The organism is Pedobacter roseus (genome assembly GCF_014395225.1).
Classification (GTDB): domain Bacteria; phylum Bacteroidota; class Bacteroidia; order Sphingobacteriales; family Sphingobacteriaceae; genus Pedobacter; species Pedobacter roseus.
In genome coordinates this window covers 1,782,633-1,806,757 of record NZ_CP060723.1, presented here as the reverse complement: position 1 = coordinate 1,806,757, position 24,125 = coordinate 1,782,633, and the positions used below count along the sequence as shown (strand labels likewise).

Genomic DNA, 24,125 nt, shown 5'->3' with positions numbered 1-24,125 from the left:
CAATAAATTAAAAATTTCCTTTTTTAAGTATATTTTCATCCAGTTCCAAGTTATTTTTTATCCGTATCAGCTTATTTAGTTGGAAAATTGTTGGGTTACTGAATATTTCATGTATTTGTATTTCATCTAAATAACGCTTTTTGATCTCGCGATATAGATAAATTACCTTTATAGAATTGCCCCCGAGCTCGAAAAAATTGTCCATGACACCTATGCCCTCACGGCCGAGCACCTCTTCCCAGATAGATACGAGCTCCCGCTCTATATCTGTCGAGGGAGCAACATAATCCATGCCCGTGGAAACACCAAGTCCCGCAGGGTCCGGAAGTGCACGGCGGTCCACCTTTCCGTTACCCGTAAGGGGAAGCGATGCAAGGAGCACATAGTGCCCGGGCACCATGTAAGATGGAAGTAGACCGGAAAGATAGGAACGGAGATCCCCGCTGGAAAGCTCAGAAGAGCCGGTAAAGTAACATACAAGCTCACGATCCGAACCGATGCCGCGAACGGCAGCAACACAGCTCTCAATACCGGGATGTCCAACAAGCACGTTCTCGATCTCGCCCAGCTCAACACGGTAGCCCCTGATCTTGACTTGATCGTCAGAACGGCCAAGGAACTCGATGTTGCCATCAGGAAGCCAACGGCCAAGGTCACCCGTTAGGTACATCCGCTCCCCTGGGAAATAAGGGTCGGGAACAAACCGTGATGAGGTCAGTTCAGGAAGGTTAAGGTAACCCCGGGCGACCCCTGCACCACCAACACAGATCTCCCCCGGTACACCGATACCGCTGAGACCACCAAAACCGTCAATTATATAAACCCGGCTGTTCGATATCGGACGACCGATAGGTATACTGCTGCACACACTCCCGATCTCATATGTTAAAACACCAACCGTGGTCTCGGTAGGACCATAATGGTTGATCATTCTTATTTCTCGCCCACAGGCCCTGAGCTTTGAAACATCCCCTAGATCAATCGCATCCCCACCTATAACAAGAAGTCCCAGTTCTCTAGATCTGGCAAGGAGATCAAAACTTTCGACCTCGGATACTAGCAATTTCAGCAAAGAGGGGATAATTTTTAAAAAACCGATGCCATTGTCAAATATATATCTTGTTAGCTTTAAAGGAGCATATAACACATCCCGCTCGACCACGTGCAGGGTACTTCCACTCAATAAAGCCCCAAAAAGTGCGGTTTTTACCCCATCAAAGGTTATGTTCGACAAAAGCAAAGTATTGCAGTTATCTCCGAAATTGGTGATAAACCAAGAAATATAGTTGACCACGTTCCTATGTTCAATCATTACACCCTTAGGTGTACCCGTCGAGCCAGAGGTGTAGATCACATACGCAAGATCCGTCGGAATGCAGCTCAAGATAGGATTTGAAACGGAAAAACCATCCATCACAAGGAAGAAACGTGCAAGCTCCGCACTGTCTATAACAGTTCGGCAGCCGCTATCTGAAAGTATGTAGGCAATTCGATCAGCGGGATAATCAGGGTCGATGGGAACATAGGCACCCCCAGACTTTAGTACCCCAAGGAGAGATACCACCATCCAGTCGCTGCGATCTAAAAGAATTCCAACCAGCTCGCCGCTACGGATCCCGTACTCATCCCTAAGATAGTGTGCAAGACGGTTCGAACGGGTATTTAGCTCATCATATGTAAGACGATTGCTCCCAAAAACAAGAGCTGTAGAATCCCCTTTCAGGGATACCTGTTCCTCGAAAAGGCTCACGAGCGTCTTTTCAGAAGGATAGGCTGATAAGGTAGCATTGAACTCTCCAAGTATAACTGCACGCTCTGCATCGCCAACATAACCAACCTCACCAATAGAACGGTCGGGATGGGATAGCACTGAACTGATAACTTCAAGCAGGTGCTCCCCAAGACGGGAAATAGTTCTATCTGAGTAAATATTGTTATTGTAAGTAAACCTTATACCAAGCTTTTCCCCAGGAACCACAACTACCGTAAGATCAAAACTGTTTTCATTAAACATATCGGTTCGGGATACCAAAAAGCCTTCACTCCCACTTGACGTCGATACAATCTCCCCGATGGGATAGTTCTCGAATACCAATATATGATCAAAAAGTATCCCGCCAGTGCTGCTGCAAGACTGTATCTCGGCAAGTTGCACATAATGATGATCAAGACTGTCTATGGCCTGTTCCTGTACCGCCCTTAAGAGATCACGGAAACTTGTACCGGGCACAGAGCGTACCCGTACTGGTATGGTATTACTGAACAGACCGACCATCTCCTCGATGCCAGCAATATCCGGGGGACGTCCGGACACAACAGAACCGAAAACAACGTCACTGCTTCCGTTGTATATCCCAAGAAGCATTCCCCATACCGTCTGGATAAAACTATTCTCAGTTACACCCATTTCCCCTGACAGCAAGCGGAGCTTATCATACAGCCCGTCACTTATCACAAGAGCTTGTTCTTTACGGACAGGGGGACCGGCCTTTCTCGACTTTGGAACCTCAGAAATACTATCGTACCCCGAAAGATAGCCCCGCCAGTAGGAAATACTGCTTTCCCTGTCGATGGTTCCGAGCCATTTGATGTAATCAGAATAAGGATAGATCCGTCCCAGCATTGGGGAATCTTCAACAAGATGACTATAATACATCTGGAAAAATTCCCGGATCAATATCCCAACGCACCAGCCGTCCATCAGTATGTGATGGTGGCTCCAGACAAACTCATATTCTTTGCTGCCCAGACAAATAACGCTCAGGCGCATCTGCGAGCCTCTGTGGAGGTCGAACCCACGCAAACGATCAGCTGACTTGAAAGAGTCCATCGAGAAATTCTCGTCCCCTGAAACATCAAGATAGTTAAAGCAGCCATCGATGCTATGGCTAACCACCTGTAACAAACGATCCCCATAATCTTGGGTAAAGAAAGTGCGCAGGACCGCATGCCGTGAGACCAGAGTGCGGTAACTCGACTCTAGGCGAAAAATATCCAGCTCGCCATACACGCGGTAGCTCATCTGTTCGAAGTAGGCGGGAGAAGAAGGCGAAGAAAACCAATGGTAATAGAGACCCTCTTGGAGAGGGCCTAGCGGATAAACATCCTCCAGGGTATGGCCACTTCCAATCTCACTTACATCGGGTACGGAAAGCCCCTTGTAGGTCAGGTCAACAGGCGTGATATGCCGCTCGGTTTCGCATGAAAGGATATTGATCATGCTAACCAATTGGGCGCGGTAGCTTGAAACAAACCTTGAAATTGTTTCCTCCCGGAACTGGGCATGGCTATAGGCGACTGAAAGGCTAATCCTTCCGTTCACAAGAATGCCGGAAACCGAGAGCAATGAGTCACGCTGGCGCAGAGGCGACACTGGACTCCCATGGTATTCACTGGAAAAGCTGAAAAGGGAGTCATCACCGTCGCCGCCCACACCAGAACCGAAGTCTCCAAGGTAGTTAAAGCTCACCTCAGGTGATAGGCTATAGCCAGACCCGCAGATATAGCGTAAGATTCCGTAGCCGATACCTTTATTGGGAATGCGGTGAAGAGCCTCTTTAACCTCGATCAGATGACGCAATTTATCGCCTCGGTGCAACATCTCGAAGACAACAGGAAATATCGTGGTAAACCAACCGACTGTACGGCTTACATCCGTATCACTGTCGATCGTCTCTCTGCCGTGGCCCTCGAGCTTTAAACAAACTCGGTCAAGATCGAAGACATCGGAAAGTGCAAGCGACAGTGCGGACAGAAGGATATCGTTAATATCAGTATGGAAGGAATGGTAGCATTTGGTAAGCAGAAGTCTAGTTTCCTCCCTATTCAGAACGAAAGAGAGAGAGGACGCATCGCCTACCAGATTGCTTCCTGAGGGATCATCCAGAAGAAGGACGGCCGGCTTAGAAGAATCCACGGCAGACCAGTATTCACGCTCTATTGCAAGGCCAGCGCTGTGTCCATAGGAAACCAGCTTTTGCTGCCAATACCCAAAAGAGTCGGTCTTCGCTGGAAGAGAAAGGATGGTCCCAGTAAGGTACTGGCGATAAAGCGTTGAAAGATCCTCAAAAAGGATACGCCAAGAGACACCGTCAACAACAAGATGGTGCGCAACAAGAAGAAGGCGGTCTGAGCCACCGTCCCTGAAGAGCACCGCCCGTAAAAGTGGTCCTTTCTCCAAGTCTATCCCAGATTGAACCAGCGAACAGGTCGCCGCGAAAGATTCGCCAGCAATATATGGAAGCACGTCAAGAGAATAACCCTGCGCAGACCCCAGGTTCTCCTGCTCCCAACCCTCTGGGCCCTCCCTGTAGACCATGCGTAGAGCATCGTGGTGCAGGACAAGGTAGCCAAGGCACATTCGAAGGGCCTCCTCAGAAACAGGAACATTGCTATTTAGAAGTACAGAATGGTTGTAGTGATGCTTATCGGGCGAATCATCGGCAAAAAAGAAGAGCTGAACAGGCCCAAGTGGAACAATACCTTGGTAAACACCCTGCTCCGAACTCCGTCCCAATGGCTTGGCGCGCAGCGAGAGATCCCGTACAGTGGGATATAGCATGACATCCTGGATCGTCAGCATATAGCCCCGTTGTTTAAGCCTAGAAACTATCTGGATCGACTTAATAGAGTCCCCACCAAGAACAAAAAAATCATCAAGGGCACCAACAAGCTGTCGTTTCAGCACATCTCCATAGACCTCTGACAACTCCCGCTCTATATCTGTCGAGGGAGCAACATAATCCATGCCCGTGGAAACACCAAGTCCCGCAGGGTCCGGAAGTGCGCGGCGGTCCACCTTTCCGTTACCCGTAAGGGGAAGCGACGCAAGGAGCACATAGTGCCCGGGCACCATGTAAGATGGAAGTAGACCGGAAAGATAGGAACGGAGATCCCCGCTGGAAAGCTCAGAAGAGCCGGTAAAGTAACATACAAGCTCACGATCCGAACCGATGCCGCGAACGGCAGCTACACAGCTCTCAATACCGGGATGTCCAACAAGCACGTTCTCGATCTCGCCCAGCTCAACACGGTAGCCCCTGATCTTGACCTGATCGTCAGAACGGCCAAGGAACTCGATGTTGCCATCAGGAAGCCAACGGCCAAGGTCACCCGTTAGGTACATCCGCTCCCCTGGAAAATAAGGGTCGGGAACAAACCGTGATGAGGTCAGTTCAGGAAGGTTAAGGTAACCCCGGGCAACCCCTGCACCACCAACACAGATCTCCCCCGGGACACCGATACCGCTGAGACCACCAAAACAATCAATTATATAAACCCGGCTATTTGATACAGGTCGACCGATAGGAAGAACGTTGGTAGATGCCAAATCAATTTCATTCAAATCCAATGTGGTTGAGGTAATGGTACATTCTGTAGGGCCATATCCGTTAACAACCTTGACATCATAATCAAGCAATAATGAGATATCAGTTACCCTGATAGACTCAACCCCAGCAATTACTTCTTTTAGGAAGAAATCGGTTTTCTGGGCAAGAAAGCTAGCTATTTCACCAATGTGAAAGGGATGGATGTAGCAATGTGTAATTTTATTTGAATAGAGAAACTCTGCATAATCATTAGGGGAGTAAACCAACTCTCGCTCAGGAATCACTAAATTCCCTCCGCTTAGAAGAGTTCTAAAAATCTCCAGCACTGAAACATCAAAGATATAATTACATGTTAAAGTACAGTTGATAATGCCCTTAACAGAGTAAAATTGCATCAGATTTGATAGACCACGATGTTCAATCATAACGCCTTTTGGGGTTCCTGTTGATCCTGATGTAAAAATAACATATGCTAGATCGGACATCTTATTTGCATAAGATAAGTTCTTCGATGAAAGACTAGAAAGGAAGAACATAAAACGCTTAATTTCCTCTTCATCGATTATAAGTCTACAACTGCAGTCACTAACAATATAATCAATTCTATCTTTGGGGAAATCTGGATCGAGCGGCACATATGCTCCACCTGCTTTCAAAATTGACAATATGGAAATTACCAGCCATTCACTTCGATCAAGCATTATCGCAACGATCTCATTAGGCTTAATACCATAATTATCTCTGAGGTATCTAGCAAACTTATTAGAAATATCATTTAGTTGCGAATAGGACACAGTTCTCGTATCATATGTAATTGCGGTTTTACCTGAATTGCCTTTGAATGACTTATCAAGCAATTGAAGTATGGTATCATTAGGAGGGAATTCTACAAAAGTTGCATTAAACTTTTCCAGTATTAATTTTCTTTCATTATTTGACGTAATTGATATCTCACATAAATTAATTCCCGGATCAACGAGTACAGAGCCTATGGTTGCAAGAAAATGATTCCTAAGAATTTCGATCTGGTCTTTTCCATAAACATGACTGTTAAAATTAAACTGACACTTAATTTCATCATCAGGAACGATGATCAAAGTGAGGTCATAATTGGTTTCGACAGCTATATCTGACGATACCAGTGAAATCTTATCACCAGACGTTTCATTTGCTATATTATCATTTAAACTATCCTGTATAGGATAGTTTTCAAAAATCATTATATGATCAAATAAATCTCTTCCGAGAGAACTCAATGCTTGAATATCTGCCAACTGAGAGTAATGAAAATCTGCAGATTCAATTGAACGTTTTTGGCATCCAATAGCAAATTCACTAAACGTAGAACTTGGTATAATTTCATTTCGAACCGGAACCGTATTGATAAATAGGCCTATCATCTGTTCCACATGCTCAATCGTAGGCGGCCTTCCTGAAACTACCGTGCCAAATAAAATATCGGTTGTATTATTATACCTGCTTAAAACGATCGACCAGACTGACTGAAAGAAAATGCTTTCTGTTATTCCAAGTCCTCTTGTAAGGTGCCTGATTGATAGACTTAAACTTTCTTCGATTGAGAATTTAAGTTTTTCTTCAGTAAAACCTGCTGAGCTTTGGGCCTTCTGTCTTGGCACTCCTGTTACCTCATTGAAATTTAAAAGGTATTTCTTCCAGTAATCAAGGCTCTTTGTCTGATTGACACCACCTAACCAGTCTATATATCGGGAGTATGGAATTGGTAAAGGAAGATCTATGGCCGTTTTGGAAATTACTCCCTGATATATCATAAAAAATTCGGTTATAAGCCTATTCAAGCACCAGCCATCCATTAAAATATGATGATGACTCCAGATAAATTCATGGTGATGGTCATCCAATCTAATTACAGTAAGTCGCATTTGTGAACCACGATTTAGATCAAAGCCCTTTAATTTATCCTTTCTTTTAAAATCATCCAGTGAAAAATCTTTATCTGAGGTGGAATCAATATAAATAAAGTTTGATCCTACATTTTTTACGACAATTTGTAAAATTTCGTCCGAAAGCTCATCAGTGAAGAAGGTTCTGAGCACCTGATATCTGGCAACTAATCTATCGTAGCTAATATTCAAATCTGGAACACTAATCTCTCCCCTTATTTTATACGTTAATTGACCAAAATAGGAAAAAGAATACCTTGAATATAGCCAATGAAAATATAGTCCCTTCTGCATATGGCTCAGCGTATATACATCTTCTATATTATTCTCTTTATTAAACTTCAATAAATCGTCAATGTTTATATTTCTGAAGGTTAAATCACTGGGAGTTACAGAAGCAAAGTCAAATGCGGCAAGATTGTTTATCAAATCCAACAGTCTATTTTCATACGCTTTTGCCAAGCTGTCAATAGTTTTAGTCTTGAATTGTTTACGACTGTAGTTAACAGATAGAGACATCTTTCCGTTTACAATGATTGCATTGAAATAAAGTATGTGGTCCCGCCTCCGCTTCTCTGATACATCACTCCCATGATCATCTTTAGAGAATCTAAAAATTTTGGTATATTCTTCATTGTTGTTTTCCCCATCTTTAAATTCCCCCAAATTATTGAAAGCAATGTCAGTATGGTTTTTGAAATCAACCTCATTTAAGTACCTCAATATACCATAACCAATTCCTTTATTTGGTACATTTCGCAATGTTTCTTTGACCTCAAGTAATTGACGAGTGGGTTCGTTGGAAAATTTCATTTTTAATATGACAGGATACATAGTAGTAAACCATCCCACGGTTCTTGTCACATCCATATCACCATCTATATCTTCTCTACCATGGCCCTCAAGATATATCCCCACGTCCTGCATCTGGAAAGTATCTAGGAGCGCAAAGTTTAGTGCAGTAAGAAGTATGTCATTAACTTCTGTACTATATGCCGAGTAACAATCGCTGGTAAGCTTTTTAGTAGCTATTTCAGTCAGAACAAATGTCAAAATCGAAGAATCTTTCTCCAAACTTCCCCTTTCTTCATAATCCATCGGTATACTATCTGAATGAGCCTGATCGATTGTAGTCCAATAAGTTTTTTCTTTTAATAGGGTAATACTTTTGGCATATTCCCACTGTTGTTTTGACCAGTGCTGAAATGATTCGGTTTTAGCAGGTAACCTCAAGGCTTCATTTGATAAATATTGGGCATATAAAGTAGATAAATCTTGCAAAATTATTCTCCAGGATACACCATCGACAATAAGATGATGAATTACGATCAACAGACGATCCTTGTCCTTACCTTTGAAAATAATAGCTTTAACAAGAGGACCACGGCCTAATGTTAAGCTCTTTTTAACCTTTAATGCAGATTTTCGCACATTATCTTCTTGGTCCGTCATAGCAACTTCCAGATGTACCTTAACATTTCCGTTACCTATGTTCTGAATCCACCCATCTTTTGTATTCCTAAAAGTTATCCTAAGTGCATCATGATGAAGTAAAATTTCATTCAATGAGTTTTGCAGCCCTGCAAATACTATCGGATCATTAAAATCCAACAAGATCGATTGGTGGTAATACTCTTTATCTGGTGAATCATTAGCAAAAAACCTTTTTTGAATCGGAGTCAATAAAATTTTTCCAGTTACAGGATTTTGAATTGAAATTTTATGCTGGAGTAAAACTCTAGAGTTAAGATTTTTAATTTTGGGATAAAGCAGAATATCTTGAATCTTTAATGCATAGTTGTATCCTCGTAATCTGGAAGCGATTTGAATTGCCTTGATACTATCTCCTCCGAGTTCGAAGAAGTCGTCATTAATACCGACACGTTCCCTGCCCAGCACTTCTGACCATATCTTGGTCAGGATACGCTCCAGATCATTACCTGGAGCAACATATTCGGTTCTCGCGTCCCAGGTATCTAATGGATCGGGAAGCGAGCGCCGATCGAGCTTGCCGGTAGCAGTTAGAGGTAGGTTTTCCAAGAACACATATTGATTGGGAACCATATAGCCCGGCAGCATTTCACTTAGGTAACTGTGGAGCATATCCTTCTCCAAATTTGCCGATCCCGTTATATATGCAACTAGATATCTGCTTCCACTCTCTAATTCGTTCACCGTTACCGCAGTTTCCCGAACCTCTGGGTGGCCTCTCAAAACAGTCTCTATTTCCTCTAGCTCGATCCGATATCCATTTATCTTCACCTGAGCATCCGATCTTCCTAAGTATTCGATATTTCCGGCAGCATCCCAACGTCCAATATCTCCACTCCGGTAAACCCGGCCTTTAATTACCGGATTATTGATAAATCGCTCCAGCGTCAGGTCAGGCCGGCCCAAGTAACCCTTGGCTACATTCATCCCTCCTATATAGATTTCCCCCTCCATTCCTTTGGACACAGGTTTCATTCCACTGTCCAGAATGTAGATCTGAATATTATCTATGGGCCTTCCTATACTTGCCTTCTCTGGAACATACCCTCCTGAAAAGCTGTATGAAATGCCCGTGACTACATGTGTCTCGGAAGGCCCATAAAGATTCTCGATAACTACCCAAGGATTATCCCGAAGGAAGTCTCTTAGCTCTCCGTCGATATACAGTTGCTCTCCGGCACACACGATCTTATTTACCCTATGTCCAGAAAATGACCCTACATCCCCATCAAACATAGTTTTAGCTATCGCACACGGAATAGATAGTATGGATAACCCGTTATCAAGGATATAGGTACGGAGAGAATACATATCTGAACGCCTAAGATCACTAATTACGTGCAGCTCTCCGCCAGTACATAATGAATACAAAGTATCGTAGATGGACATGTCAAAGCTAAAGGAGGAGAACTGGAGATATTTTATTACAGGGCTGGGACTACCGTTCCGCATACTCCAACTTATCAAGTTATAAAGAGTACGATGGGTCTGCTCTATACCTTTCGGAACACCTGTAGAACCAGAGGTATAGATAACATATGAAGAGTGTTCCCATTCGATATTGAACCCTAGATCGCTAGTAGAAAAACTGTTAAGACCTGTCTCTAAATCAGAAATGGAAAGACACAAGCATATGTCAGAAAAATTCCTAAAATGTGGCCCCTCTGTCAAAAGTACTTTAGCGCCACTTTCCCGTAGTATCGCCCTGACCCTTTCCAACGGGTAACCTGTGTCTATCGGGACATATACACAGCCAAGTTTAAAGACAGACAGCATCGCGATGACGTTCCAAACAGAACGCTCCAAGAAAACACCAATACAGTCCCCGGGAGAAACAGATGTCATTGAAAGAATATAATGCCCCAGCCGATTTGAGACAAGATCAATATCAGAATAACTAAGAACTTCACCCTCAAAAACCAGCGCAGGAGCATCTGGACTGATAATTACCTGATCACGGAAGAGGTCAACAACCGTTCTCTCACTTGAATAAATAAATGCTGTTGAATTGAACTCCTCAACGACCTCGCGGAACTCATCATCACCCAGATAATCCAGATCCATTATCCGAACATCGGGAGAGTCGATTATGGCGGTCAAAAGTTTATTAAAGTGAGCAACTATCTTTTGGGCAGTTGGTTGATCATAAAGATCTGCATTATATTCAAAATCAATTGTCAATCCTTCAGTGCATTCGATAAAATTGAACAAAATGTCATATTTGCTTTTTCCACTGTTGACAGCCTTGAACTCACTAAAATTAAGGTTATCCATAGCGGGTAATGATTCCTGCGGAATATTCTGTAATGCCACCATCACATCAAACAGAGGGTTTCTACTCATGTCCCGCTGCAGGTCAAGTTCTTCAACAAGTTTATCGAACGGGTAAGCCTGGTGCTCGTATGCCTCAAGGCAGACCCCACGTACATGTCCCAGTATCTCTCGAAAGCTCTTGCTTCCGGCGAGACGTGTACGGAGTGCAACAGTGTTCACATAAAACCCGATTTGGCCCTCAAGGTCAGGGTGCTCACGCCCAGCCATTGGAGTGCCAACGATAACATCATCCTGACCACTATAGCGGTAAAGAAGGATATTCACCACAGAAATAAGTCCCATAAAAAGCGTCGAGCCGCTCTGATAACATAGGTTCTGGAAACTGTCGGATAAATCCCTGTCAAGCATACTGTGAACTATACCCCCGTTATAAGTCTTCACTGCAGGACGTGGACGATCGCTCCAGAGATTCAGAACCGGAAGTTCTCCGGAAAGCAGTCTCAACCAGTAATCCCGGTGTCTGGCATAAATATCCCCGGAAAGGATAGACTGCTCCCAGGCGGCATAGTCCCGATACTGGATATTCAGCACGGGAAGCTCTACAGGCATGCCCGTAACCTCGCCATTGTAAAGCTCCAGAAGTTCGCGAAAAAGAATCGTCATTGACCAGCCATCACTGATAATATGGTGGAGTACGTAAGTTAACACCCACTCCTCGTTATCTGTACGGTAAAGGTGCACGCGTAGAAGTGGACCCGACGAGAGATCGAACGGTAAACTGAAGTCACTCTTGATGACCCCCTCTAAAGCATCCCGATCAGATCCACGGTGGTCACTCTCCCCCAGAGAAAAACCAATCATGTCTACATCAAGAACTACCTGAAATACACTGCCGTCATCGTCCCCACGGAAAACCGTTCGCAGAATCTCATGACGGCTTAGAAGAGAAAGGAAGCTGCGATATAGTGCCCCGCTATCAAGCGCCCCGGAGAATACATATGCACCGTATGTATTATAAGCTTCATTTGCACCAATAAACTGACATAATACCCATAACCTAGTTTGTGATGATGACAGAATAAACCTGCCTTGACTAATGGTGACAGGGATAGTTCTAGTAGATCTGCTTTGAGATTGTAAAAGAATATATTTAAGCAAACCATCTTTATTTGCCTTAATCTTTTCGATCAATTCTTTTTGGAGGATACCCTTAGGAGCTGTAATATTCAATTTCTCTCCTACAACACTTAGGCTAACATTTAATTCTTTTAACCTCAAATAAAGCTCTTCTATCATATTGAAAATGTTTCAAGATCGTTAGTATCAGCTGTTAAATTTCCACCATCCGGAATCAGCCTTAAAATTTCAGCACTTACATTTTCAATTGTTGGTATCTGGAATAGTATCGATGGTGCTAGAGTTACATCAAATTCTTTATTTATTTTAGAGATTAGGCGAATTGCATGCAAGCTATTCCCTCCAATCTCAAAAAAATTATCAGTAATATTAATATTATTTTTCTTCAACAAGTCTACCCAAATATCTCTTACAATGCTCTCCAAGCGATTTCTTGGTTCAGAGACAATAACATTATTCTGAAGGTCAACTCTAGATAATTCTGGCAACACTTTCCTATTAATCTTTCCACTTTTAAATAAGGGGATATTCTCGACCTGATAGTAATGATTTGGAAGCATAGCAAATGGTAATCTGGTTGTTAAGAATTTCCGTAGCTCAGAAAGACTTAACGGCAAATCGGTACTGATATAGGCTATTACCTGATCAACCTCACCGGGTAATCTTTGCAAAACTACTGCAGATTCAATATCACTGAAAGAATTTAATAGATTCTCAATTTCTCCAAGTTCAACGCGATGTCCATTAACCTTAACTTGGTCGTCTTTCCTACCTAATATTTCTACTTCACCATTTAAGAGCCATTTTGCCATATCTCCTGTCCGATAGATCCTATCGGCTACTGTACTAAATTTGTTATTTACAAACTTATCTGAAGTCAAAGCTTCATCTTTGAAATATCCGGCGGACAGCCCAGCTCCTCCGATATACAATTCACCAGCAACACCGATTGGGCACAGATTTCCAGATTCATCTAAGATATAAAACCGTGTGTTTGAAATCGGCTTACCGATGGTAATTTTATCCGCACGGGTAATGTGTTTGTAAGAGGACCAAATTGTCGTTTCAGTTGGCCCGTACATGTTATATAAAATTGGGCCGTTTAACTTCAGTACTCTGTCCGCGAGCTCTGGAGTAAGTCGTTCACCACCTACAATTATATGTTTTAGTGATTTGAGAAATAACAAAGAGTCGTCATCACTAAGCATCAATCGCAGATAAGAGGGCGTGAGCTGAATGGAATTAATATTTGCAGCGCCAGTTATCCCGTCCAGGTCCCGTTTCTGAAACCTTTTTTTCAATAGACTTAGAAATGTCAGATTTTTAAAGGCTTTTTCTTCATCGACGCCAAAATCAACCAAGCATGCAATCTCGGTAACTCCAATTTTTTTCAAACTATTTAGCAGTTCGGTGCAGGATTCTACAGTACCAAATAGCGTATTTGTTTGCCAATATCTCTCAAAAAAAATCTCCAAAGTTCCCTCAATACTTTCCTTGTTCATTTCTTGTTCAGAAAATTCTTCGGACATTTTGCTTAAAAGATTAACACTTGCTTTTAAATACTGCAAAAAAGGTTTATGCACTTCCGATTTTATTTTTTTTAAGTCTTCCCCGACAAAAGTGTGTAGCATTATCGTCACCTTGGCATCATCAACCGAAAAACCATTTTGTATAAGTGAGTTCCGATATATTGAGATATTTTTTTCAAGTTCAATGATATCCTGTCCCAAAAGATGAGTAAGTACATTCGCACCAAGTTTACCTGCAGCCTCAAAGGTTTTCGGATTACCAGTAGTTGTAATCCACATAGGAAGTTTGTCCTGGATAGGTTTAGGAAACACTTCTACCTGTACATCCATCCCAGCACCATTTCTTCTAGTAATTTTATCACCGTTCCATAGAGTTGAAAGAATGTCAATCTGCTGAAAGAAAATCTCCTTTCTTGTATAATAATTTTCTGGAAATAGTACAAAATCATCTGGATGCCACCCATAGGCAAATGACAAACCAATTCTTCCGTTTGATAGATTGTCGACTTGAGACCATTCTTCAACTACCCGGATAGTATCATGCAATGGCAAAACAACACTTCCGGCACGGATCTGGATTTGATTGGTAATCATTGAAATTGCACTAGCTAATATCGCAGGATTCGGAAATATTCCACCGAAGGGGTTGAAGTGCCTCTCTGGCAACCAGACGCTTTTGAACTCATTTTCATCAGCAAAGACTGCAGATTTCTTTATGAACGAATATTTGTCTTTTATTTTATCGGTTTGGGCAGCAAAATAAAACAAGCTAAAATCCAAATACTTATTATTGGCAACATCCAGTTTCGGAAGATCTAATTTATTCTCTTTAATTGTTATTGGTACACCATTACATATTGTCCATAAAAGTTCCAGTATAGAAATATCGAAAGATAATGTAGTCATAGCCAACAGATGATCACCCCCATCCAAAGGCATAACTCTATTCATTGCAAACAAAAAATTTGCAAGAGCAGAGTGCTGAATCATAACACCTTTAGGAATCCCAGTGGATCCTGATGTATAGATCAGATAAGCAATGTCCTCTGGTTTTGGCTTATCAATAGTAATAAAGTCATCTTTAAGTTGCAACTCACCAATAAATTCGGGATCAATCAATTCCCAATGTCCTTCGGGAAGTCGTTTCTTAAAGCTTTTACTAGTGATAATCATATCACACTCGATTTGGTTTAGAATGAGTTTTATTCTTTCAATAGGTTCTTCAGGATCTATTGGAACATATCCGGCCCCAAATTTTAAAACTGCTAAGACACTAACCAGCATGTCAATTCCTTTTTCAATAAATACAGGAATTAGCTTTCGTTTAGAGGAGCATTTATGGTATAGTACACTTGCAAGCCTATCAATGCGACGATTGAGTTCTGAATAAGAAAAATACTCTTCTCCAAAAACAACAGCTTTATTAGCTGGGAAACGGGATACCTGTTCCTCGAAAAGATCCACGATCGTCTGCTCGGATGGATAGGCTGTTGAGGTGGCATTGAACTCCCCAAGCAGAACGTCACGCTCTGCCTGGCCAATATAATCGACCTCACCCACAGCGCCATCAGGAGAGGTTAGCAACTGGCCAAGGAGAAGGCAGAAATGACCAGACATCCGCTCGATGCTTATAATATCATACAAGTCGCTGTTATACTCGATATTCAGGGCTATGCCGCCATCTACCTCAAAGAAGGTAAATGTGAGGTCAAACTTGCTGATTGTCGTCTGGCCTGCCTGGTACGCCGAAACCGTAATCCCAGGAATGCCGCTACCGGCCGGAGAATCGGTATTTTGTAACACGACAGCAACATCGAACAGAGGGTTTCTGCTCATATCCCGCTGCAGGCCAAGTTCCTCTACAAGCTTATCGAACGGATAGGCCTGGTGCTCATATGCATCAAGGCAGACCCCACGCACATCCCCCAGTACCTCACGGAAGCTCTTACTTCCGCTGAGGCGGGTCCGGAGCGCAAGCGTATTCACATAGAAACCGATCTGGCCCTCAAGGTCAGGGTGCTCACGCCCGGCCATCGGCGTGCCAACAATAATATCGTCCTGGCCACTATAACGGTAGAGAAGGATGTTCACCACAGAAAGAAGCCCCATGAAAAGCGTCGATCCGCTCTGGTGGCACAGCGAACGGAGGCTATCCGACAACTCTCTGTCAAGTATACAGTGAACTACACCGCCAGTATAGGTCTTCACTGCAGGACGCGGGCGGTCGCTCCACAGATCAAGAACGGGTAGATCCCCGGAAAGCTGATCCAACCAGTAATCACGGTGCCCGGCATAAACATCCCCCGAAAGGTTAGACTGCTCCCAGGCAGCATAGTCACGGTACTGGATGCCAAGCACCGGAAGATCTGCGGGAATGCCCGTAACCTCGCCATTGTAAAGATCCAGAAGCTCGCGGACCAGAATACCCATCGACCAGCCATCACTGATGATGTGGTGCATCACATAGGTGAACACCCACTCATCATCTCCGGTACGGTAAAGGTGAGCACGCAGAAGCGGACCTGACGAAAGATCGAATGATGTACCAAAGTCAAGTTCGATGAGACCATCCACAGCATCCCGACCAGATCCACGGTGGTCACTCTCGACCAAAGAAAGCCCCAGGAAATCCAGTTCGACAACCACTTGGAGCACATTGCCCTCATCGTCCCCCCGAAAGACAGTACGCAGGATCTCATGACGCTCCAGAAGAGAAAGAAAACTCCGGGACAGTGCCATGCTATCAAGTGCTCCGGAGAAAACATAGGCTCCAGGCATGTTATAGGCAACGTCCGCATTCGTTATCTGACTTATTATCCATAGGCGGCGCTGGGATGAAGAGAGTAGATAACTACCCGTTTTCTCAATCCTACGGATCGGAATGTGCGGCATGTCAAAATTCAGTCCATTGCCAATAATGGAAATGATCAAAGCTTTGTTAATAGTTATAAATTGCTTATCAGACTCCGTAAGTGCATCTGTAAGACCCCGGGCAGATATTTTCGTTCTATCCTCATTAGGAATTATGAAAATCCCCTGCTCTCTAAGTCTCAAAAGTGTAGCAACAACTTCATTTATTTTAGAAGATAATTTCATTTTCCGCATTTCCAATATTTTCATTAGTATTCATCCACTGCATAATCTCAATGTAATCTGATAAATTCTCTATGGTTGGGCTTTGAAAAAGACTTTTCAGATCTATTTTTACATTGAAATCATTTTGGATCCTAGAGATAACACGTATCGCTTTTAAACTGTGACCGCCTATATCAAAAAAGTTGTCAGTAATCCCAAAATTTTTGATATTTAAAACTTCCTGCCAGATCAATACTAATTTTTCATCAATTAAATTTCGAGTAGCCACGTAGTCATTTATGGAAACATTTTGTCGATCAACATCCGGCAATCTTTTTTTATCGATCTTACCATTGCTATTATAAGGTATCTCATCTAACTTTACCCAATGAGCCGGCATCATATAACTTGGCAGGATGGATGAAAGATAACCGATTAGATCAGTTTTTTGGACCTCATCACCGCCAACCCAATAGACCACTATCTCCCTATCTTCTTTCACATCCTGTACAACAGCAACAGCCCGTTTCACTCCAGGAAAACTTTCAACCCCATACTGGATCTCAGAAAGTTCAATACGGTATCCCCTGATTTTAACCTGATCATCATTCCGTCCCAGAAATTCCACATTGCCATCCTCTAGCCAACGCCCCCTGTCTCCTGTCTTATACATCCTTAGGCCCGGCACAAAAGGATTTTCAAAAAAATATTTCTCAGTCAGATCTGCCCGGCCATGATAACCTTTGGTAATACAGTGACCGCTGAGATAAATCTCACCTTCTACTCCAACAGGCAACAGGTTATGACAGCTGTCAAGTATATAGATATGGGTATTGTCTATTGCCTTACCGATAGGTACCGTATCAAGGTCTCTTTTATGAAATCTGTACATAGTACTATACACTGTATCTTCGGAAGGACCATATAAGTTTCGAACCTCAATTTCTGAAGTGTCGATCTCGGATATCAATTTCTTGGAAATCTGCTCCCCCGCCATATTGAGCGCAACGACATTATTCCACTCTATCCCCTCTTCCAGGAGTGTCTTTACCACCGAAGGAACTGTATTTATCATTATCTTCTGATCTATGCCTAAAAAATCAGATATATACAAAGCACTATCCAACAGCCTTATGGACTTACCTTCTACCAATGGAAATAAAAACTCAAAAACGGAAAGATCAAAACTATAAGAGGTTGTAGCGTACATTACCTCGAAAGGAGTATCTGAAAACTCTTTGGCTGACCACTCTAAAAATGCCGCCAGATTTCCACGGCTAACATCTACACCCTTAGGACTTCCCGTCGTCCCAGATGTATAAATAAGATATGCAGAATCATCAGTACCTGTGCCTTCTGGAAGCCAGCTATCCCAAGAATCAGGGATTTCGGATAAGTCAAGATCATCGAGGTGTAATACCCGCCCTTTATAAGAACTCGGAACAACGGCGGAACCGGCCCCGTCAACAATAAGTAGATCAAACGCAGCATCATTAATTATATAGTCTATCCGTGAACTGGGATAGTTTATATCAATCGGGACATACCCCTTTCCAATATTCAGAACGCCAAGTATACAGGCTATAGTCCACGGGGAACGTCCCATTAACAATCCTACAAAAGAACCTGAAGCCGTCCCAAGCCGGGATAGATTAGAGGAAATAGCTGAACTATTAACCCGCAGTTCCTTATAACTCCAGCAAGAATTGCCATAAATGACAGCCTTCCGGTCTAATCGCCCTGAAAATGAACTGCTGAGAAGATCCGAAAGGCCCCTGCCTCCCGAATCGCATATCGGCCGGTTGAATTCTTCTAAAATGACATGGCGGTCGACACTACTCAACAAACCTATAGAACCGATTGCAATATCAGGAAAATCTAAAACCTGACGGAAGATATTGTTTAGCTTTTGTAAAATATCAGAAACAAAGAATTCCTTGAACAGATCTGTATTATATTCCAACTCCAAAGACAACCCTCCGTCCATTACAAACATAAAAGTCAAATCGTATTTGGCTGTCGCCCCATGATTTTTTACAATTTGAAATGCAATATCATCGGAGGATTCGTTAAGGTTTAAGTCCTCGACGTCATCTAAAACCAATAAAATATCAAACAGAGGTGCCCGAGTTATATCACGTTTTGAATCAATGAGGTCAAGCAATACTCCAAATGGCGTTGACTGATGTTCCAAAATCTCAATAAAATCTTGTTTCTGTTTAGCTACAAGGGCCCTAAAACTATCAGTATCATTTAATACAGTCCGGATTGGAAGTAAATCAACAAAGAAGCCCATTTGTTTTTCAAGCTGAGCATTATTTCTTCCAGAAATAGGAGTGCCTATGACAATATCATTTTGATTGGAATATTTATATAAGAGAATATTAATTGCTGATAAAATCGACATAAACAATGTTGAATTAGATTCAATCGCAAATCCTTTCAATTTAGTAAAGATTTCATCAGAAAAGTTCATTGCAGTCACTTCTCCGCAATAAGTCTTAACTGGAGGCCGTTGAAAGCTAGTGGGAAAATCTAATGGTATATTTTGACCACCTAAATATTTTTGCCAGAATGACACACTTTCTTCACTATTATACTGATCAATATTATTTTTTTGCCACAATGCAAAGTCCTTGAAATGAAGTTTCTTGCTGTCATTAATGTTTATTGTCTTTCCCTTACTGATAAGACGATAATAATTTTGAAGCTCTTCGATTAATATATTGATAGATGCCCGGTCACTTATTATATGATGTATATTTAAAAACAAGAAACTTTTTAAATTAAAAGTGATCAAGCTACAAGAAAAGAGTGGAGCTTTTTCTAAATTGAATGTTATTTTAGAGGCGAGTTTTAAAAACCTTTCAAAAGCCACGTAATCACTACAATCCGTTTCAGTCACACTGAAATTAACCTCTTTGGATTCAATGATTACCTGTGCAGGTCCATCTGATGATTCAATAAATACCGTTCTTAATATTTCATTATCTCGTATTAGTTCTACAAAGGCGGCTTCCAAGATTATTTTTTCCAATTTCCCATCGATTGATAGGCAAATTGGAATGTTATAGGCTGATGATGCGTCCTCAAACTTTGATAAAACCCAGAGGCGCTCCTGGGAAAATGATAATGGATAACGTTCTGCAAAAGGAGCTGGTGTTATCTTTCCCAATTGAGCTTTTTTTTTGCTTTCTATTATCTTTGCCTGTTCTTTCAAGATGCAAAATTGAAAAAGCTCATTCAAGCTTACTGTGCGATGAAATCTTTCAGAGATTAACGTTCTTAGCCTTAAGACCTTTAAGCTCTGCCCTCCCAGTTCGAAAAAGTTGCTTTCTGAATTAATTTTATTAGTATGTAGAATATCAGACCATAACTGTATCAAAGAACTTTCTAAGTCTGTATAATTATGTTCAAGCAGTTCATCAAACACCTCAGTTATGTCGGGCAATCTTTTTTTATCGATCTTACCATTGCTATTATAAGGTATCTCATCTAACTTTACCCAATGAGCCGGCATCATATAACTTGGCAGGATGGATGAAAGATAACCGATTAGATCAGTTTTTTGGACCTCATCACCGCCAACCCAATAGACCACTATCTCCCTATCTTCTTTCACATCCTGTACAACAGCAACAGCCCGTTTCACTCCAGGAAAACTTTCAACCCCATACTGGATCTCAGAAAGTTCAATACGGTATCCCCTGATTTTAACCTGATCATCATTCCGTCCCAGAAATTCCACATTGCCATCCTCTAGCCAACGCCCCCTGTCTCCTGTCTTATACATCCTTAGGCCCGGCACAAAAGGATTTTCAAAAAAATATTTCTCAGTCAGATCTGCCCGGCCATGATAACCTTTGGTAATACAGTGACCGCTGAGATAAATCTCACCTTCTACTCCAACAGGCAACAGGTTATGACAGCTGTCAAGTATATAGATATGGGTATTGTCTATTGCCTTACCGATAGGTACCGTATCAAGGTCTCTTTTATGAAATCTGTACATAGTACTATACACTGTATCTTCGGAAGGACCATATAAGTTTCGAACCTCAATTTCTGAAGTGTCGATCTCGGATATCAATTTCTTGGAAATCTGCTCCCCCGCCATATTGAGCGCAACGACATTATTCCACTCTATCCCCTCTTCCAGGAGTGTCTTTACCACCGAAGGAACTGTATTTATCATTATCTTCTGATCTATGCCTAAAAAATCAGATATATACAAAGCACTATCCAACAGCCTTATGGACTTACCTTCTACCAATGGAAATAAAAACTCAAAAACGGAAAGATCAAAACTATAAGAGGTTGTAGCGTACATTACCTCGAAAGGAGTATCTGAAAACTCTTTGGCTGACCACTCTAAAAATGCCGCCAGATTTCCACGGCTAACATCTACACCCTTAGGACTTCCCGTCGTCCCAGATGTATAAATAAGATATGCAGAATCATCAGTACCTGTGCCTTCTGGAAGCCAGCTATCCCAAGAATCAGGGATTTCGGATAAGTCAAGATCATCGAGGTGTAATACCCGCCCTTTATAAGAACTCGGAACAACGGCGGAACCGGCCCCGTCAACAATAAGTAGATCAAACGCAGCATCATTAATTATATAGTCTATCCGTGAACTGGGATAGTTTATATCAATCGGGACATACCCCTTTCCAATATTCAGAACGCCAAGTATACAGGCTATAGTCCACGGGGAACGTCCCATTAACAATCCTACAAAAGAACCTGAAGCCGTCCCAAGCCGGGATAGATTAGAGGAAATAGCTGAACTATTAACCCGCAGTTCCTTATAACTCCAGCAAGAATTGCCATAAATGACAGCCTTCCGGTCTAATCGCCCTGAAAATGAACTGCTGAGAAGATCCGAAAGGCCCCTGCCTCCCGAATCGCATATCGGCCGGTTGAATTCTTCTAAAATGACATGGCGGTCGACACTACTCAACAAACCTATAGAACCGATTGCAATATCAGGAAAATCTAAAACCTGACGGAAGATATTTCTAAAATATCTATAAAACCGTTTAATTGATTCCGGCATAAATATATCTGTCGAGAACTCGATCTCTAAAATAAAATCCCCATCTGGATCTAGTTCGAAATGGAAAGTCAAATCAAATTTTGAAGGCCTTTTAATGTATTTAGTCGTCGGCTTATCCAAAAGATAATTGTCTAAAGTTGATAATTCAAATCCATATTGATTCTTTAGATCGATACTTCCATCTGCAATTGCAGTATTTTGAAATACAATCATTACGTCGAACAATGGGTTTCTTGAGGGATTCCGGATAGAATCCAAATCATCAACGATTTTATCAAAAGGGTAGTTTTGGTACTCAAACATCTTGAAGACATCATTTCTCAGCTCAATCAGCAAATGAATAAATGACTTGCCATAATCAATCTTGGCTTTTAAAGGCAATGTATTTACATATAAGCCAATTTGATTCTCTAGCTCTAACTGACTTCTACCTGACACAACAGTTCCGACAACAATTTCTTTCTGATCCGTAAGTTTATTTAAAAGTATTGCAAGACATGTATGAAAAAAATTAAATAATGTGCAGTTATTTTCAGAGCAGAACTGGCTTACTTCTTTAAACAAAGAGGCTTCAATATGAAAACGGTTGTACATTCCGTTAAATGACCTTACTGGTGGGCGTAGGTAATCAATTGGTAGATTTAGTGGAGGAGTGGTGTCATTGAGAACATTTTTCCAAAATATCGATGAAAGTTGATCATTTTCAGTATTACTACCTTGGATTTTCCAGGATACGTAATCTTTATAGTTAATTCTTAGCGGTGGTAATTTTGTAGACTTTTTCTGTACGATGCATTCATAGAGGTACATTACCTCTTTCATAAGTACTCCGATTGACCATCCATCACTTATTATATGATGGAGACATAAAATAAGGGAATATTTGTTTATGTCAATTTTTATTAATTTTACCTTAATTAATGGCCCATTTTCAAGATCAAAAACATAATAGTTTGCCTTTTCAATCTCCACCAATAAACTTGAAGGAATGTCTTTTACTTTACTGTAGTCATCGGATTCCATGTAAAAATGAAGATCCTGTAAAATGACTTGGTCCACTGTTCCATCAACATCTTTAAAAATAGTCCGAAGACTTTCATGCCTATTTATCACCATCTGGAATGAATCACTTAGTGCTTTCTCCTCGACAATTCCATTTAGATGCAATGCTGAGACAATATTATAGACAGCTTCACCACCTTCAAATTGGCTTAATATCCATATTCTCTTTTGTGCGTTTGATAATGGATAACTTTGTTTTTTCAAAACCTTTTTTATTACAGATTCCTTCGGCTTCCCCACGGATTGCCTCAAAAGTTCTAGTAATTCCTTCTTAGTTGATTTTATCAACTGCATTAAATCGTCGGATATGTTTTCAATTTCACCGATAAGCCTTATGTTTTCGCCATCTATTTTAGCGATTACCTTATTCTCACGAAGCTTGTTTACTATTTCTAAAGGACTCATAGAATTATTTCCTTATCTGCATCATTCTGCTGTTTTAGCCAAAGTAGCGTTTCAATTAAATTGATTACATCACCTATAGTACTATTTAGTAAAAGACTGTTAACTTGTAAATTTATTTGCAAATCGTTATTTATCCGATTAACAAATTCAAGGGATTTCAATGAATCCATACCAAGATGTAAAAGACTGAGATTATCTTGAATATTACTGACTTCACCGGAAAATAAACTGGATACTAGATAACTTTTGATAGATTCTTGATTGCTCAGCTTTAACCTTTCGGAATTCAAGACAAATAAAGACTCCTCCCTAAACATACCTAGCTTTGATCTGGCGATCTTAAAAGTACCTGCTAGATACATGTCGCTGCAAGAATGCCTCATAATTTTGCCGCTTGAGGTCCTGGGAATGCTCCTAGTAGGAGTAATTAAAATATCATAGGGTGCAATATCGAATTGCTCCAGCAGTTCTTTATTAATATCCCGTATCACTGAATTTAAAGACAAACTTTTAATTAACAAACGGCTCAACTCAATGACGATTATCAATTTCTTACCACCCAAATCCACAGAAAAGGCACCAACTCCATTCCTCTTAATTTCACTTTGACCTGCACACACAGCATTCTCTAAATCATAGGGATATAAATTCCTGCCATTTATAATAATTATATCCTTCGATCTACCAGTAATAAATAAATGTGATCTGTAAAAAAAACCAAGGTCACCCGTCTTAAGGTATCTCTTATCATCGACTTCAATGAAGCAGTCTTTTTCATGGTTATTCCAGTACCCAACAGTAAGGCTTTTACCTGCGATACATATCTCACCCTCTTGTAAAT

4 protein-coding genes are annotated in these 24,125 nt (G+C 41.5%); all 4 read right to left on the bottom strand.

The features are described from left to right. Window positions 1-7: 7 nt before the first annotated feature. The 4 genes from H9L23_RS07575 to H9L23_RS07560 are packed head-to-tail and all read right to left on the bottom strand — an operon-like array spanning window position 8 to window position 23,904. A complete protein-coding gene (locus H9L23_RS07575) occupies window positions 8-12,313 on the bottom strand; it encodes a non-ribosomal peptide synthetase (RefSeq protein WP_187594387.1) in 12,306 nt (4,101 codons plus the stop codon). Continuing rightward, window positions 12,310-16,803 (bottom strand): MupA/Atu3671 family FMN-dependent luciferase-like monooxygenase, encoded by a 4,494-nt coding sequence (locus H9L23_RS07570; RefSeq protein WP_187594386.1) that lies wholly within the window; start codon window positions 16,801-16,803, stop codon window positions 12,310-12,312. The genes H9L23_RS07575 and H9L23_RS07570 overlap by 4 nt, the downstream gene beginning before the upstream one ends. After that, window positions 16,763-23,284, bottom strand: a complete 6,522-nt coding sequence (locus H9L23_RS07565) for a non-ribosomal peptide synthetase (protein ID WP_187594385.1) — start codon at window positions 23,282-23,284, stop codon at window positions 16,763-16,765. The genes H9L23_RS07570 and H9L23_RS07565 overlap by 41 nt, the downstream gene beginning before the upstream one ends. Further along, window positions 23,281-23,904, bottom strand: coding sequence for an acyl carrier protein (locus H9L23_RS07560; protein ID WP_187594384.1), 624 nt, complete (start codon window positions 23,902-23,904; stop codon window positions 23,281-23,283). The genes H9L23_RS07565 and H9L23_RS07560 overlap by 4 nt, the downstream gene beginning before the upstream one ends. Window positions 23,905-24,125: the final 221 nt, after the last annotated feature.

Coding starts and splice junctions, on each gene's coding strand:
- H9L23_RS07570 (WP_187594386.1), bottom strand. CDS start 16,803: ATGAAAATATTGGAAATGCGGAAAATGAAATTATCTTCTAAAATAAAT.
- H9L23_RS07565 (WP_187594385.1), bottom strand. CDS start 23,284: ATGAGTCCTTTAGAAATAGTAAACAAGCTTCGTGAGAATAAGGTAATC.
- H9L23_RS07575 (WP_187594387.1), bottom strand. CDS start 12,313: ATGATAGAAGAGCTTTATTTGAGGTTAAAAGAATTAAATGTTAGCCTA.